This window comes from Pseudomonas sp. lyk4-TYG-107 (assembly GCF_030209055.1).
Lineage (GTDB): Bacteria > Pseudomonadota > Gammaproteobacteria > Pseudomonadales > Pseudomonadaceae > Aquipseudomonas > Aquipseudomonas putida_A.
Genome location: NZ_JARVST010000007.1, coordinates 156,731 through 171,458 on the forward strand (window position 1 = coordinate 156,731; position 14,728 = coordinate 171,458).

Sequence of the window (14,728 nt, forward strand, 5' to 3'; positions counted from 1 at the left end):
GAGTTCTACACATGCATCCCCGCGTTCTTGAGGTCACCGAACGGCTTATCGCCCGCAGCCGCGCCACGCGTCAGGCTTACCTTGCACTGATTCGCGGCGCCGCCACCGACGGGCCGATGCGCGGCAAGCTGCAATGCGCCAACTTCGCCCACGGCGTGGCCGGGTGCGGCAGCGAAGACAAGCACAGCTTGCGGATGATGAACTCGGCGAACATCGCCATTGTTTCTTCGTATAACGACATGCTCTCGGCGCACCAGCCGTACGAAGTCTTTCCCCAGCAGATCAAAAACGCCTTGCGCGAAATCGGCTCGGTTGGCCAGTTCGCCGGTGGTACGCCGGCGATGTGCGATGGCGTGACCCAGGGCGAGCCAGGCATGGAGTTGAGCCTGCCGAGCCGCGAAGTGATCGCCATGTCCACGGCGGTGGCGCTGTCGCACAACATGTTCGACGGCGCGCTGATGCTCGGCATCTGCGACAAGATCGTGCCGGGGCTGATGATGGGTTCGCTGCGCTTCGGCCATCTGCCGACGATCTTCGTCCCGGGCGGGCCGATGGTCTCGGGGATTTCCAACAAGGAAAAAGCCGACGTGCGGCAGAAGTACGCCGAAGGCAAGGCGACCCGCGAAGAGCTGCTGGAATCGGAGATGAAGTCCTACCACAGCCCGGGTACCTGCACCTTCTACGGCACCGCCAACACCAACCAATTGCTGATGGAAGTCATGGGCCTGCACTTGCCGGGCGCGTCGTTCGTCAACCCGAACACCCCGCTGCGTGATGCCCTGACCCGCGAAGCCGCGCATCAGGTGACGCGCCTGACCAAGCAGAACGGCAACTTCATGCCGATCGGCGAAATCGTCGACGAGAAGGCGCTGGTCAACTCGATCGTCGCGCTGCACGCCACCGGCGGCTCGACCAACCACACCCTGCACATGCCGGCCATCGCCATGGCTGCGGGCATTCAATTGACCTGGCAGGACATGGCCGACCTCTCCGAAGTCGTGCCGACCCTGAGCCACGTCTACCCGAACGGTAAAGCCGACATCAACCACTTCCAGGCTGCTGGCGGTATGTCGTTCCTGATCCGCGAACTGCTCGAAGCCGGCCTGCTGCACGAAGACGTCAACACCGTGCTCGGCCATGGCCTGAGCCGTTACACCAAAGAGCCGTTCCTCGATAACGGTGAGCTGGTGTGGCGCGAAGGCCCGATAGAAAGCCTCGACGAAAACATCCTGCGCCCGGTCGCCCGTGCATTCTCGCCGGAGGGAGGTCTGCGGGTGATGGAAGGCAACCTCGGTCGCGGTGTGATGAAGGTTTCTGCGGTGGCATTGGAAAACCAGATCGTCGAAGCACCGGCCATGGTGTTCCAGGATCAGCAGGACTTGGCCGACGCGTTCAAGGCCGGTTTGCTGGAGAAAGATTTTGTCGCGGTGATGCGCTTCCAGGGCCCGCGCTCCAATGGCATGCCCGAGCTGCACAAGATGACGCCGTTCCTCGGCGTGCTGCAGGATCGCGGCTTCAAAGTCGCGCTGGTCACCGACGGGCGCATGTCCGGCGCGTCGGGGAAAATCCCGGCGGCGATTCACGTAAGTCCTGAAGCTTATGTCGGTGGTGCTTTGGCGCGGGTGCAAGAGGGCGATATCATCCGCGTCGATGGCGTCAAAGGCACTTTGGAACTCAAGGTCGACGCCGACGAATTTGCAGCGCGTGAACCTGCCAAAGGCCTGTTGGGCAACAACATCGGCAGCGGTCGCGAACTGTTTGGCTTCATGCGTTTGGCCTTCAGCTCGGCGGAGCAGGGCGCCAGCGCCTTCACTTCTGCCCTGGAGACGCTTAATTGAAACTGGCTTTGGTCGGTGATATCGGAGGCACCAACGCGCGGTTCGCGTTGTGGAAAAACCAGCAACTGCAATCGGTTCAGGTGCTGGCGACAGCCGACCACGCCAGCCCGGAAGAGGCGATCAGCCTGTACCTGAGCGGCCTCGGTCTGGCGCCGGGTTCGATCGGTTCGGTGTGCCTGTCGGTAGCAGGGCCGGTGAGTGGTGATGAATTCAAGTTCACCAACAACCACTGGCGCCTGAGCCGCGCGGCGTTCTGCCAGACCTTGCAGGTCGAGCAACTGCTGCTGATCAACGACTTCTCGGCGATGGCGCTGGGCATGACCCGTTTGCAGCCCGGCGAATTCCGTGTGGTCTGCGAAGGCACGCCGGAGCCGTTGCGCCCGGCGGTGGTGATCGGCCCGGGCACTGGCCTGGGCGTCGGCACCTTGCTCGATCTCGGCGAAGGCCGGTTTGCCGCGTTGCCGGGGGAGGGCGGTCACGTTGATCTGCCGCTGAGCAGCCCGCGTGAAACCCAGCTCTGGCAGCACATCCACAACGAGATTGGCCACGTCAGCGCCGAGACTGCGTTGAGCGGCGGCGGCTTGCCTCGTGTGTACCGGGCGATCTGTGCGGTGGACGGACATGAACCAAAGCTTGATACGCCGGAAGCGATCACCGCGGCCGGTCTGGCTGGCGATCCGATCGCGCTGGAAGTGCTGGAGCAGTTCTGCTGCTGGCTCGGCCGCGTGGCCGGCAACAACGTGCTGACCACCGGTGGGCGTGGCGGCGTGTACATCGTTGGCGGGGTGATTCCGCGCTTTGCCGATTTCTTCGTCGAAAGCGGCTTCGCCCGCAGCTTTGCCGACAAGGGCTGCATGAGCGATTACTTCAATGGCATTCCGGTGTGGCTGGTGACGGCGCCGTATTCCGGGCTTGTCGGCGCTGGTGTGGCACTCGAACAGGCTTGAGACCGAGTCGCTTTCATCGCTGGCAAGCCAGCTCCCACAGGATTGAAGACAATCTCAGGATGTGTACAAGACCTTGTGGGAGCTGGCTTGCCAGCGATGAGGCCAGAACAGGCAACAAATTTCCAAGGTTCATCAGGCATAATCCGCCCCAATTCCAACAACAAGGATGCCTTCGAAGTGAGCTCAGTCAACAAGTCGATATTGTTGGTCGATGACGACCAGGAAATACGCGAGTTGCTGGAAACCTACCTGACCCGCGCCGGGTTTCAGGTGCGGGCCACGGCCGATGGCGCCAGTTTCCGCCAGGCCCTCAACGAGGCGCCCAGCGATCTGGTGATCCTCGATGTGATGCTGCCCGACGAAGACGGTTTCAGCCTGTGCCGCTGGGTGCGTCAGCATCCGCGTCAGGCGCAGGTGCCGATCATCATGCTCACCGCCAGTTCCGACGAAGCCGACCGCGTGATCGGGCTGGAGCTCGGCGCTGATGACTACCTCGGCAAACCCTTCAGCCCTCGTGAACTGCAAGCCCGAATCAAGGCGCTGTTGCGACGTGCGCAGTTCGGTCAAGAGCGCAGCGGCAGCGACGTACTGGCCTTCGACGAGTGGCGGCTGGACATGGTCAGTCATCGACTGTTCCATACCGACGGCGAAGAAGTGATTCTCTCCGGTGCCGACTTCGCGCTGCTGAAGCTGTTTCTCGATCATCCGCAGGAAATTCTCGACCGCGACACCATCGGCAACGCCACCCGTGGCCGTGACCTGATGCCGCTCGACCGGATTGTCGACATGGCCGTCAGCCGCTTGCGCCAGCGTCTGCGCGACACGGAAAAACCGCCACGACTGATCCGCACCGTGCGCGGCAGTGGCTACCAACTGGCAGCCAATGTGGTTGCCGGCAATGCTCACTGAGTCGCTGCGCCGGCTCGCCAGCAAAGTGCCGGTGCCGCGTTCGCTGCTCGGGCGGATGCTGCTGCTGACCTTGTTGGCGGTGTTGTTTGCGCAGACGTTGTCGAGCGTGATCTGGGTCTCGCAACTGCGTGCCACCCAGCTTGAAGGCCTGGTCACCAGCGCCCGCAGCCTTGCCCATTCGATGACCGCCAGCGTCAGCTATTTCCGTTCGCTGCCGGTGGCTTACCGGCCGCTGGTGCTCGACCAGTTGCGCAGCATGGGCGGCACCCGTTTCGTGGTGACGCTCAACGACAAACCGCTGGGTATGGACGTGCTGCCGATCACTCCGCGAAAGGCCGCGGTGATTCAAGCGGTGGATGAAGTGCTGCGCCAGTCGCTGGGCCATGACACTGATATCTCGGTGACCTTCGTCAGCCCCGAGGATCTGCGGATCTTCAATGCCGGGCTGAAGCTTGATGAGCTGCCGCGCTCGTGGGCGCATTACGCGCTGACGCTGGAACCGGTGAATCCGCCGGTGCTGGTCACGCAGATTCAGATGGCCCCAGGCGAATGGCTGTACATCGCCTCGTTGCTGCCCGAGCCCTACACCAGTCTCGAAGAGCAAGGCCTGCCGGCACAGCAGGTGTGGTTCATCGTCCTCACCAGCGGCTTTTTGCTGCTGTTCATCGGCCTGCTGGTGCACTGGCAGAGCCGGCCGCTCAAGCGTCTGGCGCGGGCGGCGCGGGATCTGTCGCTGGGTGCCGATGTCGAGCCGGTTGCCGAGGGCGGCGGCAGTGAAGTGGTGGAAGTGGGCCGTGCGTTCAACACCATGCGCGAACGCATCAGCCGTTACCTGACCGAACGCAGCCAGTTGTTCAGCGCGATTTCCCATGACCTGCGCACGCCGATCACCCGTCTGCGCTTGCGTGTCGAACTGCTGGAAGACGAGAAACTGCAAGCCAAGTTCGGTCGCGATCTGGATGAACTGGAGTTGCTGGTCAAAGGCGCGCTGCAGTGCGTGAAAGACACCGACATCCACGAGAACATCGAGCCGGTGGATCTCAATCATGTGCTCGACTGCCTGGTGGAGCCGTATCTGGCGCCCAACGGCAATGGCCGCGTGACCCAGCAGGGCAAGGCGCTGGCGGCGTATCCGGGCAAGCCTCTGGCGTTGAAGCGCTGCATCGGCAACCTGATCGACAACGCGTTGAAGTACGGGCAGAACGCGCACCTGCACATCGATGACGATGAGCGCGCGTTTGTCCTGCACGTCGACGACGAAGGCCCGGGCGTACCGGAGCAGCGGTTGGAGCAGGTGTTCGAGCCGCACTTTCGCTTGGCCGGGCAGCAGCAGGGTTATGGTCTCGGCTTGGGCATTGCGCGCAACATTGCCCACAGCCATGGCGGTGAGGTGACGTTGCAGAATTTGCGTGAGGGCGGGTTGCGGGTGACGTTGCAGTTGCCGCGCAGTGTTGATTAGTCAGACCGAGTTATCGTTCTTCGCGAGCAGGCTCGCTCCCACAAGTTGATTGCGTTTCAACTGAAGGAACGCAGTCGAATGTGGGAGCGAGCCTGCTCGCGAAGGCGTCGGTCCATCCAACATAAATGTCACGAGCTGGTGACAAAACCCGCCCCCTTCGTTACAAGCCCACCCCGGCCCGTTGTTTAGACTGCCCGCAGTCATAACAACAAAAAAGGGCCACTCATGGACACCTTTCACCCAGACTTCAGCAGTTGGCTGAATGCCCCTGCCCACCAGCAATGGCTCGCCGACGAAGGTCTGCGCCTGCTTGCATTCGCCAAGGCTTCCAGACTGCCCGAGGGTTTCGGCAATCTCGACGAACGCGGCCATCTGCCGGCGCACGCGCAAGCCGAAACCATGAACACTGCACGCATGACCCACAGTTTCGCCATGGCTCACATTCAGGGTCTGCCGGGGTTCGCGGAGCTGGTCGATCACGGCATTGCGGCGCTGCGGGGGCCGTTGCGGGATGCGCTGCATGGCGGCTGGTTTGCGGTCGCCGAACACCGCGATGGCAACACCGGCAAGAACGCCTATCTGCATGCCTTTGTCGCGCTCGCGGCCAGCTCGGCAGTGGTCGCGCAGCGTCCCGGCGCCCAGGCGCTGCTGGATGATGCGATCGACATCATCGACACGTATTTCTGGAGCGAAGAAGAGGGCGCCATGCGCGAATTCTTCAATCGCGACTGGCGCGAAGAAGAGGCCTATCGCGGCGCCAACAGCAACATGCACGCCACCGAAGCGTTCCTCGCGCTGGCCGATGTCACTGAAGATCCGCGCTGGCTGGTACGTGCGCAGCGCATCGTCGAGCGGGTGATCCACGGTCACGCCGCCGCCAACGGCTACATGGTCATCGAGCATTTCGACCGCGACTGGCAACCGCTGCGCGAGTACAACCACGACAATCCCGCTGACGGCTTCCGCCCTTACGGCACCACCCCGGGCCACGGTTTCGAGTGGGCGCGGCTGCTGTTGCACCTCGAAGCGGCGCGGGTTCAGGCCGGGATGCTCACGCCGGGCTGGCTGGCGACCGATGCGCAAAAACTCTTCGAACAGAACTGCCGCAACGGCTGGGACGTCGATGGCGCGCCGGGGATCGTTTACACCCTCGACTGGGGCAACAAAGCCGTGGTGCGTCATCGCTTGCACTGGACCCATGCTGAAGCCAGCGCGGCGGCCAGCGCCTTGCTCAAACGCACCGGTGATGCGCAATACGAAACCTGGTACCGGCTGTTCTGGGAATTCTGCGAGATGTATTTCATCGATCGCTGCGACGGCAGCTGGCATCACGAACTCGATCCGCAAAACCGTCCGAGCGCTGACATCTGGCCGGGCAAACCCGATCTGTATCATGCCTGGCAGGCGGTATTGATCCCTCGTCTACCCTTGTCACCGAGTATGGCGACAGCTCTGGCGCAAATATCCCGGGCTGTTCCTGTGTAACCATGTGGTGACATTTGCGCGTCCCTTCGTTACCTGCGAAGGGAATCGCCCTGTTTAAACTCCTGTGCAGCGCAAGCACCAGACTTGCATGCATAACAACAAGAAAGGTACATCTCAGATGAATGCGATTTCTCGCCTCGCTACTGTCATTTCTGTCGCCTCCCTGTTCCCGCTCGCAATTCTGCCTCTCAGTGTTTCCGCTGCCGAATCCAAAGGTTCGGTCGAAGTCGTGCACTGGTGGACGTCCGGTGGCGAAAAAGCCGCCGTTGATGTGCTCAAGGCGCAAGTCGAAAAAGACGGTTTCACCTGGAAAGACGGCGCTGTCGCCGGCGGTGGCGGTGCCACGGCGATGACCGTGCTGAAAAGCCGCGCCGTTGCCGGCAACCCACCAGGTGTCGCCCAGATCAAGGGCCCGGACATCCAGGAGTGGGCTTCCACCGGTCTGCTCGACACCGACGTCCTGAAGGACGTGGCCAAAGAAGAGAAGTGGGACAGCCTGCTCGACAAGAAAGTCTCCGATACCGTGAAGTACGACGGTGATTACGTGGCCGTACCGGTGAACATTCACCGGGTGAACTGGCTGTGGATCAACCCGGAAGTCTTCAAAAAGGCCGGCATCACCAAGAACCCGACCACCCTCGAAGAATTCTACGCCGCCGGCGACAAGCTCAAGGCTGCGGGCTTCATCCCGCTGGCCCACGGCGGTCAGCCTTGGCAGGACAGCACCGTGTTCGAAGCCGTGGTGCTCTCGGTCATGGGCGTTGATGGTTACAAGAAAGCCCTGGTCGACCTGGACAACAAAGCGCTGACCGGTCCGGAAATGGTCAAGGCGCTGACCGAGCTGAAGAAAGTCGCGACCTACATGGACCAGGACGGCAAGGGTCAGGACTGGAACCTGGAAGCGGCCAAGGTCATCAATGGCAAGGCTGGCATGCAGATCATGGGTGACTGGGCCAAGTCCGAATGGACCGCCGCCAAGAAAGTCGCCGGCAAGGACTACGAGTGCGTAGCGTTCCCTGGCACCGACAAGGCGTTCACCTACAACATCGACTCCCTGGCGGTGTTCAAGCAGAAAGACAAAGGCACTGCGGCCGGTCAGCAGGACATCGCCAAAGTCGTGCTGGGTGAAAACTTCCAGAAAGTCTTCAGCATCAACAAAGGCTCGATCCCGGTACGTAACGACATGTTGAACAACATGGACAAACTCGGTTTCGACTCCTGCGCGCAGACCGCTGCCAAGGACTTCCTGGCAGACGCCAAGTCCGGTGGTCTGCAGCCGAGCATGGCGCACAACATGGCGACCACGCTGGCGGTGCAGGGCGCGTTCTTTGATGTCGTGACCAACTACATCAACGACCCGAAAGCCGACCCGGCCGATGCGGCCAAGAAACTGGGTGCGGCGGTTCAGTCGGCCAAGTAACCGTCGGTAGCGCAGGCCCCTCTTTGTGGGAGCGGGCTTTGTGGTGAGGGGATTTATCCCCGATGGGTCGCGCAGCGGCCCCAGAAAGTTGCAGCGGTGGAGTAACAGAAAGACCGCGTGCAAAGCTTTTGCGACTGCTTCGCAGCCGATCGGGGATAAATCCCCTCGCCACAGAGCTCGCTCCCACAAGGGATCTCACTGTAGTTTTTATTCCCTGTACTGGATTTCCCCATGAGTTCTGTTGCTGTGTTCAGCAAGGCCTCGCCGTTCGATGCACTGCAGCGCTGGCTACCGAAACTGGTGCTGGCGCCGAGCATGTTCATTGTGCTGGTGGGCTTCTATGGCTACATCCTGTGGACGTTCGTGCTGTCGTTCACCACCTCGACGTTCCTGCCCAACTACAAGTGGGCCGGCCTGGCGCAATACGCGCGGTTGTTCGACAACGATCGCTGGTGGGTGGCGAGCAAGAACCTCGCGGTGTTCGGTGGCATGTTCATCGGCATCACCCTGGTGATCGGTGTGCTGCTGGCAGTGTTCCTCGACCAGCGCATCCGTCGCGAAGGCTTTATCCGCACCATTTACCTGTACCCGATGGCGCTCTCGATGATCGTCACCGGTACCGCGTGGAAATGGCTGCTCAACCCGGGCATGGGCCTGGACAAATTGTTGCGTGACTGGGGCTGGGAAGGCTTCCGTCTGGACTGGCTGATCGACCCGGATCGCGTGGTCTACTGCCTGGTGATCGCCGCTGTGTGGCAAGCCTCGGGCTTCATCATGGCGATGTTCCTCGCCGGCCTGCGCGGGGTTGATCAGTCGATCATCCGTGCCGCGCAGATCGATGGCGCGAGCATGCCGACCATCTACTGGAAAGTCGTACTGCCAAGCCTGCGTCCGGTGTTCTTCAGTGCGGTGATGATCCTCGCCCACATCGCGATCAAGAGCTTCGACCTGGTCGCGGCGATGACGGCGGGTGGCCCGGGTTATTCCTCCGACCTGCCGGCGATGTTCATGTACTCCTTCACCTTCAGTCGCGGCCAGATGGGCATGGGCTCGGCCAGTGCGATTCTGATGCTCGGTGCGATTCTCGCGATCATCGTGCCTTACCTGTACTCCGAGCTGAGGACCAAGCGTAATGACTAGTCTCGCTGCCAAACCCGCTTTCAGCCTGAGTCGCGTCGCGATCTACGCGGTGCTGATCCTCGCGGTCCTGCTGTACCTGATTCCGCTGGTGGTGATGCTGCTGACCAGCTTCAAGACCCCGGAAGACATCAGCACCGGCAACCTGCTCAGTTGGCCGACCGTGGTCAGCGGCATCGGCTGGGTCAAGGCCTGGGCCACGGTTGACGGTTACTTCTGGAACTCGATCAAGATCACCGTGCCGGCCGTGGTCATCTCCACCGCCATCGGCGCGTTGAACGGCTACGTGCTGTCGTTCTGGCGCTTCCGCGGTTCGCAGCTGTTCTTCGGTCTGCTGCTGTTCGGCTGCTTCCTGCCGTTCCAGACCGTGCTGCTGCCGGCCTCGTTCACCCTCGGCAAGATGGGCCTGGCGAGCACCACCACCGGCCTGGTCTTCGTCCACGTGGTCTACGGTCTGGCGTTTACCACGCTGTTTTTCCGTAACTACTACGTGAGCATTCCCGATGCGCTGATCAAGGCTGCACGGCTGGATGGCGCGGGTTTCTTCACGATCTTCCGGCAGATCATTCTGCCGATGTCGACCCCGATCATCATGGTTTGCCTGATCTGGCAGTTCACCCAGATCTGGAACGACTTCCTGTTCGGTGTGGTGTTCTCCAGCGGTGATTCGCAACCGATCACGGTGGCGCTGAACAACCTGGTCAACACCAGCACCGGGGCCAAGGAATACAACGTGGATATGGCAGCGGCGATGATCGCCGGCCTGCCGACCCTGCTGGTCTATGTGGTCGCAGGCAAGTATTTCGTGCGCGGGCTGACGGCCGGCGCAGTCAAGGGGTAATCATGGCAACGCTCGAACTTCGCAACGTCAACAAGACCTACGGTGCCGGCCTGCCGGACACCCTGAAGAACATCGAACTGTCGATCAAGGACGGTGAGTTCCTGATCCTGGTCGGCCCGTCGGGCTGCGGCAAATCGACCCTGATGAATTGCATCGCCGGCCTCGAGACCATCACCGGTGGCGCGATCATGATCGGCGATCAGGATGTCAGCGGCATGAGCCCGAAGGATCGTGACATCGCCATGGTGTTCCAGTCCTACGCGCTGTACCCGACCATGAGCGTGCGCGAGAACATCGAGTTCGGTCTGAAAATTCGCAAGATGAGCCAGTCGGCGATCGACGAAGAAGTCGCGCGCGTGGCCAAGCTGCTGCAGATCGAACACTTGCTCAACCGCAAGCCGGGCCAGCTCTCCGGTGGTCAGCAACAGCGCGTGGCGATGGGCCGTGCGTTGGCGCGTCGGCCGAAGATCTATCTGTTCGACGAACCGCTGTCCAACCTCGACGCCAAGCTGCGCGTCGAGATGCGCACCGAAATGAAACTGATGCACCAGCGCCTGAAAACCACCACGGTCTACGTGACCCACGACCAGATCGAAGCGATGACCCTGGGCGACAAAGTGGCGGTGATGAAGGACGGGATCATTCAGCAGTTCGGCACGCCGAAAGAGATCTACAACGATCCGGCCAACCTGTTCGTCGCGAGCTTCATCGGTTCGCCGCCGATGAACTTCATTCCGCTGCGTCTGCAACGCAAGGACGGTCGTCTGCTGGCACTGCTTGACAGCGGCCAGGCGCGTTGCGAGTTGCCGATGAGCATGCAGGATGCAGGGCTGGAAGATCGCGAAGTGATCCTCGGCCTGCGCCCGGAACAGATTGTTCTGGCGAACGGCGAGGGCAATGGCCTGCCGAGCATCAAGGCCGAAGTGCAGGTCACCGAGCCGACCGGTCCGGACACGCTGGTGTTCGTCAACCTCAATGAAACCAAGGTCTGCTGTCGTCTAGCACCGGACGTGGCACCGCAGGTGGGCGAGACCCTGACCCTGCAATTCGATCCGTCGAAAGTGTTGTTGTTCGATGCCAAGACTGGCGAGCGTCTGGGCACTGCCGGCCAACCGAAGACCGAAGCGCACGGCGCCAACGTCGCCCAGTTCAAGGGGCGCTGAAGATCAAAAATGTGGGAGCGGGCTTGCTCGCGAAAAAGGAGTGTCAGGCAGCACACATGGCGACTGACATGACGCCTTCGCGAGCAAGCCCGCTCCCACAGGGGAAAAGTGGTGTTCGGCCTGTCGAGCATCGCAATTTATGTAAACCGCGTTGGAAAAAAACAGTTAATAACAATAAAGACGAGGATGTAGGGATGAAAAAGAAACACGTCAATGCCCGGTTGATCTGCCAAGTGTCAGCTGCGGCGGCATTGGTGCTGGCCGGTAACGCCATGGCGGCGGATGCCTTCAGCTCCGACTCGAAATGGATGACCGGTGACTGGGGTGGCGAGCGGACCAAGCTGATCGAGCAAGGTATCGACATCAAGGCTGACTACGTTGGGGAAATGGGCGCCAACCTGCATGGCGGCTACAACGACGACAAGACCGGTCGCTACAGCGATCAGTTCGGTCTGGGCGTGGCGCTGGACCTGCAAAAACTCTGGGGCTGGGACAACACTCAGGCCAAGATCCAGCTGACCAACCGTAACGGGCAAAACATCTCCAACGACCGCGTTGGCGATCCGCGTGCCGGCACTCTGTCGTCTTCGCAGGAAGTCTACGGTCGTGGCCACATGGTGCGTCTGACCCAGTTGTGGATTCAGCACCAGTTCTTCGACAACAAGCTGGACGTCAAGGCCGGTTACTTCGGTGAAGGCGAAGACTTCAACACCTTCCCGTGCGACTTCCAGAACCTGGCGTTCTGCGGCTCCCAAGTGGGTAACTGGGCGACCAACATCTGGTACAACTGGCCCGTCAGCCAGGCCGCGATCCGTGTGAAATACAACATCAACGACGAGCTCTACGCGCAGATCGGTGCGTACAACCAGAACCCGTCGCAGCTGGAACACGGCAACGGCTTCAAGCTCAGCGGCAGCGGCACCAAAGGGACTGTTCTGCCAGTCGAACTGGTCTGGTCGCCGAAGGTCAACAGCCTGCCGGGCGAATACCGCGTCGGTTACTACAAGAGCACGGCTGACGCCAATGACGTCCGTGAAGACGTCAACGGCTTCGACGCTGCAACCACTGGCGACGCGTACAAGACCCACAGCAGCAAACACGGCTACTGGTTCGTCGCGCAGCAGCAACTCACCAGCCACAACGGTGATGCTACTCGCGGTCTGAACATCGCCGCCAACGCGACCTTCCACGACAAGGACACCAACTTCATCGACAACTACCAGTCGGTGATGTTTGTCTACAAAGGCCCGTTCGACGCGCGTCCTAAAGATGACGTCGGTATCGGTGCGGCCCGTATTCATGTCAACGATGACGTGAAGAAAAACGCCGAGTTCCTGAATGCGTCCAACGGTGTTTCGGACTACGACAATCCGGTGTTCTCGCCAATTCGTGAAACCGAATACAACTACGAGATCAACTACGGCTTCCACGTCACCAACTGGCTGACCGTACGCCCTAACCTGCAATACATCACTCACCCGGGTGGTGTGGATGAAGTGGACAACGCATTGGTCGCTGGCCTGAAAATTCAGTCTACGTTCTGACGTTGTTGCGATAAGCTCCTCTCTATGTGCGCATATTTGCGGACAGCCAAGGCTGTCCGCTTTTTTTTGAGGGTGGCGCAACCCATGACAGTCGAATTCGGAACCGTGGCCAATGCATGAGCATCCGCTGCAACGCTTCTTCAAATCCCTGCGCGAGCGACCGGTGTTTGCCTGGGAGCGCTATCAGATGCGCGATGTGCTGGTGATCGATCATCCGCTGTGTCAGGCGGTGTTCAGTCGGCAGGGTGCGCAGTTGTTGCACTTTCAGCCACGCGGGCAGAAACCGTGGTTGTGGTGTGCGGCGAAGTGGCCCCACGTTGGCGCCATTCGTGGTGGCGTGCCGGTGTGCTGGCCGTGGTATGGCCGCCATCCGAGCGAAAATGCCTGGCCATCCCATGGCTGGGCACGACTGCTCGACTGGAAATTGCTCGACAGCAGCAGCGCCGAGGATGGCGTGCGACTGCACTGGCAATTGCAGTTGTGCGACTGGCAGGTTGACCTGCATGCGCACCTCGGTGAACGAATGGAATTACGCCTGAGCACCGAGCATCAGGACGACATGCCGTGCCAATTGAGCCAGGCTTTGCACGCTTACTGGCGTATTGGTGATGTCGGTGAGATAGCGCTGTCTGGGCTTGAAGGTGCGCAGGGTTATGACCAACTGAGCCGCCAGTCCTGTCAGCAGGAAGGCGAGTTGCGCGTCGATGGCGGCTGTCAGCGGGTGTTCCAGCACGACGGCGAATTACAGCTCAAGGATCACGCCTGGCAGCGCGAGTTGTGCATCGATACCGGTGATAGCGGCGATACCGTGGTCTGGCATCCTGGCTCGCGCCCCCTGTTGGGCGTGAGCTGGGATGAAGTGACGGAGTTCGTTTGTGTCGAAGCGGCGGCGGGCGGTACCGACAGCCTGCATCTGGCGCCGGGGGAGAAGGCGCATTTGAGTTTGCAGGCGTGGGCGGCGGCCTAGATTTGCGGTGAGTCGACTGGCGCCTTCGCGAGCAAGCCCGCTCCCACAGTAGATGGCATTCCAATTGAAGGAACCCGATCACCTGTGGGAGCGGGCTTGCTCGCGAAGAGGCCGGATCAATCAGCCTAAATTCTGGATCAGTTGAACTCATCACCCACCGGATACCGGCTGGCATTCAAGCTCTCTTTGATCTTGCGCAGATGCGGCTGGAAGTCCACCCCGCGACGCAGCGTCATGCCGGTCGCCAGCACATCCAGCACCGTCAACTGAATGATCCGCGAGGTCATCGGCATATAGATGTCGGTGTCTTCCGGCAGCGGAATGTTCAGGCTCAGGGTACTGGCTTTGGCCAGCGGTGAATTCTCGGCGGTCAGGCCCAGCACCGAAGCGCCGTTCTCCCGGGCGATGCGCGCCACTTCCACCAGTTCGCGGGTGCGGCCGGTGTAGGAAATGATCACGAACAGTTCACCGGTATGCGCCACCGAAGCAATCATTCGCTGCATCAGCACATCGGCATGCGCGGTGACGGCGAGGTTGAAACGGAAAAATTTGTGCTGCGCATCCAAAGCCACAGGCGCTGAGGCACCGAGGCCGAAGAAGTGGATCTGCCGGGCCTGAATCAACAGGTCGACGGCGCGGCTGATCAGGTTCGGATCGAGCGCCTGACAAGCGCTGTCAAGCGAGGCGATGGCGCTGCCGAAAATCTTCTGCGTGTACGCCTCGGGATTGTCATCGGCCTCCACCGCGCGGCTGACATACGCCGCGCCACTGGCCAGGCTTTGCGCCAGTTGCAGCTTGAGTTCAGGGTAGCCGCTGACACCGAACGAACGGCAGAAACGGTTGACCGTCGGCTCGCTCACCGATGCGGCCTGGGCGAGGGCGGCGATGCTGAAGCGGGTGGCCTGCTGCGGGTTGAGCAGGATCACCTCGGCGACTTTGCGTTCGGCCTTGTTCAGCTCTTCAAGGCGACTCTGGATCTGTTCCAGTAAATTTCGCACGCGGTCCATATGGAATTCCT

At 61.0% G+C, this 14,728-nt stretch carries 12 protein-coding genes; 11 read left to right on the forward strand and 1 reads right to left on the reverse strand.

The window, feature by feature from the left end; all coding sequences use genetic code 11:
* Window positions 1–11 precede the first annotated feature (11 nt).
* From edd to QRN61_RS08305, 11 genes are all read left to right on the forward strand, one after another.
* Window positions 12–1,838, forward strand: a complete 1,827-nt coding sequence (gene edd / locus QRN61_RS08255) for a phosphogluconate dehydratase (RefSeq protein ID WP_285373549.1) — start codon at window positions 12–14, stop codon at window positions 1,836–1,838.
* On the forward strand, window positions 1,835–2,785 hold the full coding sequence (locus QRN61_RS08260) for a glucokinase (protein ID WP_285373550.1): 951 nt from the start codon (window positions 1,835–1,837) through the stop codon (window positions 2,783–2,785). The genes edd and QRN61_RS08260 overlap by 4 nt, the downstream gene beginning before the upstream one ends.
* A gap of 177 nt (window positions 2,786–2,962) precedes the next feature.
* Window positions 2,963–3,694, forward strand: coding sequence for a response regulator (locus tag QRN61_RS08265; protein ID WP_007917879.1), 732 nt, complete (start codon window positions 2,963–2,965; stop codon window positions 3,692–3,694).
* A complete protein-coding gene (locus QRN61_RS08270; RefSeq protein WP_027612561.1) occupies window positions 3,684–5,153 on the forward strand; it encodes an ATP-binding protein in 1,470 nt (489 codons plus the stop codon). The genes QRN61_RS08265 and QRN61_RS08270 overlap by 11 nt, the downstream gene beginning before the upstream one ends.
* Before the next feature lie 225 nt (window positions 5,154–5,378).
* On the forward strand, window positions 5,379–6,638 hold the full coding sequence (locus QRN61_RS08275; RefSeq protein WP_285373551.1) for a D-mannose isomerase: 1,260 nt from the start codon (window positions 5,379–5,381) through the stop codon (window positions 6,636–6,638).
* Between the two features lie 118 nt (window positions 6,639–6,756).
* Window positions 6,757–8,058, forward strand: coding sequence for an ABC transporter substrate-binding protein (locus QRN61_RS08280; RefSeq protein WP_027612563.1), 1,302 nt, complete (start codon window positions 6,757–6,759; stop codon window positions 8,056–8,058).
* 231 nt (window positions 8,059–8,289) lie between these two features.
* A complete protein-coding gene (locus tag QRN61_RS08285) occupies window positions 8,290–9,198 on the forward strand; it encodes a carbohydrate ABC transporter permease (RefSeq protein WP_007917874.1) in 909 nt (302 codons plus the stop codon).
* Complete coding sequence (locus QRN61_RS08290; RefSeq protein ID WP_007969317.1) at window positions 9,191–10,036, forward strand: carbohydrate ABC transporter permease; 846 nt, start codon at window positions 9,191–9,193, stop codon at window positions 10,034–10,036. The genes QRN61_RS08285 and QRN61_RS08290 overlap by 8 nt, the downstream gene beginning before the upstream one ends.
* Window positions 10,037–10,038: 2 nt before the next feature.
* Complete coding sequence (locus QRN61_RS08295; protein WP_097085915.1) at window positions 10,039–11,199, forward strand: ABC transporter ATP-binding protein; 1,161 nt, start codon at window positions 10,039–10,041, stop codon at window positions 11,197–11,199.
* A gap of 194 nt (window positions 11,200–11,393) precedes the next feature.
* Window positions 11,394–12,743: a carbohydrate porin gene (locus QRN61_RS08300; protein WP_096795066.1), complete on the forward strand. Its 1,350-nt coding sequence runs from the start codon at window positions 11,394–11,396 to the stop codon at window positions 12,741–12,743.
* A 112-nt stretch (window positions 12,744–12,855) separates the two neighbouring features.
* A complete protein-coding gene (locus QRN61_RS08305; RefSeq protein ID WP_007969321.1) occupies window positions 12,856–13,710 on the forward strand; it encodes a D-hexose-6-phosphate mutarotase in 855 nt (284 codons plus the stop codon).
* Window positions 13,711–13,847: 137 nt separating this feature from the next.
* On the opposite strand, the gene QRN61_RS08310 is transcribed toward QRN61_RS08305, so the two are convergent.
* Entirely contained in the window at window positions 13,848–14,708 is an 861-nt protein-coding gene (locus QRN61_RS08310; protein WP_169842436.1) for a MurR/RpiR family transcriptional regulator, read from the reverse strand.
* Window positions 14,709–14,728 lie beyond the last annotated feature (20 nt).

Excerpts from the sequence above, each read along its gene's own strand:
- edd (WP_285373549.1), top strand. The coding sequence starts at position 12 with ATGCATCCCCGCGTTCTTGAGGTCACCGAACGGCTTATCGCCCGCAGC.
- QRN61_RS08270 (WP_027612561.1), top strand. The coding sequence starts at position 3,684 with ATGCTCACTGAGTCGCTGCGCCGGCTCGCCAGCAAAGTGCCGGTGCCG.
- QRN61_RS08275 (WP_285373551.1), top strand. The coding sequence starts at position 5,379 with ATGGACACCTTTCACCCAGACTTCAGCAGTTGGCTGAATGCCCCTGCC.
- QRN61_RS08280 (WP_027612563.1), top strand. The coding sequence starts at position 6,757 with ATGAATGCGATTTCTCGCCTCGCTACTGTCATTTCTGTCGCCTCCCTG.
- QRN61_RS08285 (WP_007917874.1), top strand. The coding sequence starts at position 8,290 with ATGAGTTCTGTTGCTGTGTTCAGCAAGGCCTCGCCGTTCGATGCACTG.
- QRN61_RS08290 (WP_007969317.1), top strand. The coding sequence starts at position 9,191 with ATGACTAGTCTCGCTGCCAAACCCGCTTTCAGCCTGAGTCGCGTCGCG.
- QRN61_RS08295 (WP_097085915.1), top strand. The coding sequence starts at position 10,039 with ATGGCAACGCTCGAACTTCGCAACGTCAACAAGACCTACGGTGCCGGC.
- QRN61_RS08300 (WP_096795066.1), top strand. The coding sequence starts at position 11,394 with ATGAAAAAGAAACACGTCAATGCCCGGTTGATCTGCCAAGTGTCAGCT.
- QRN61_RS08305 (WP_007969321.1), top strand. The coding sequence starts at position 12,856 with ATGCATGAGCATCCGCTGCAACGCTTCTTCAAATCCCTGCGCGAGCGA.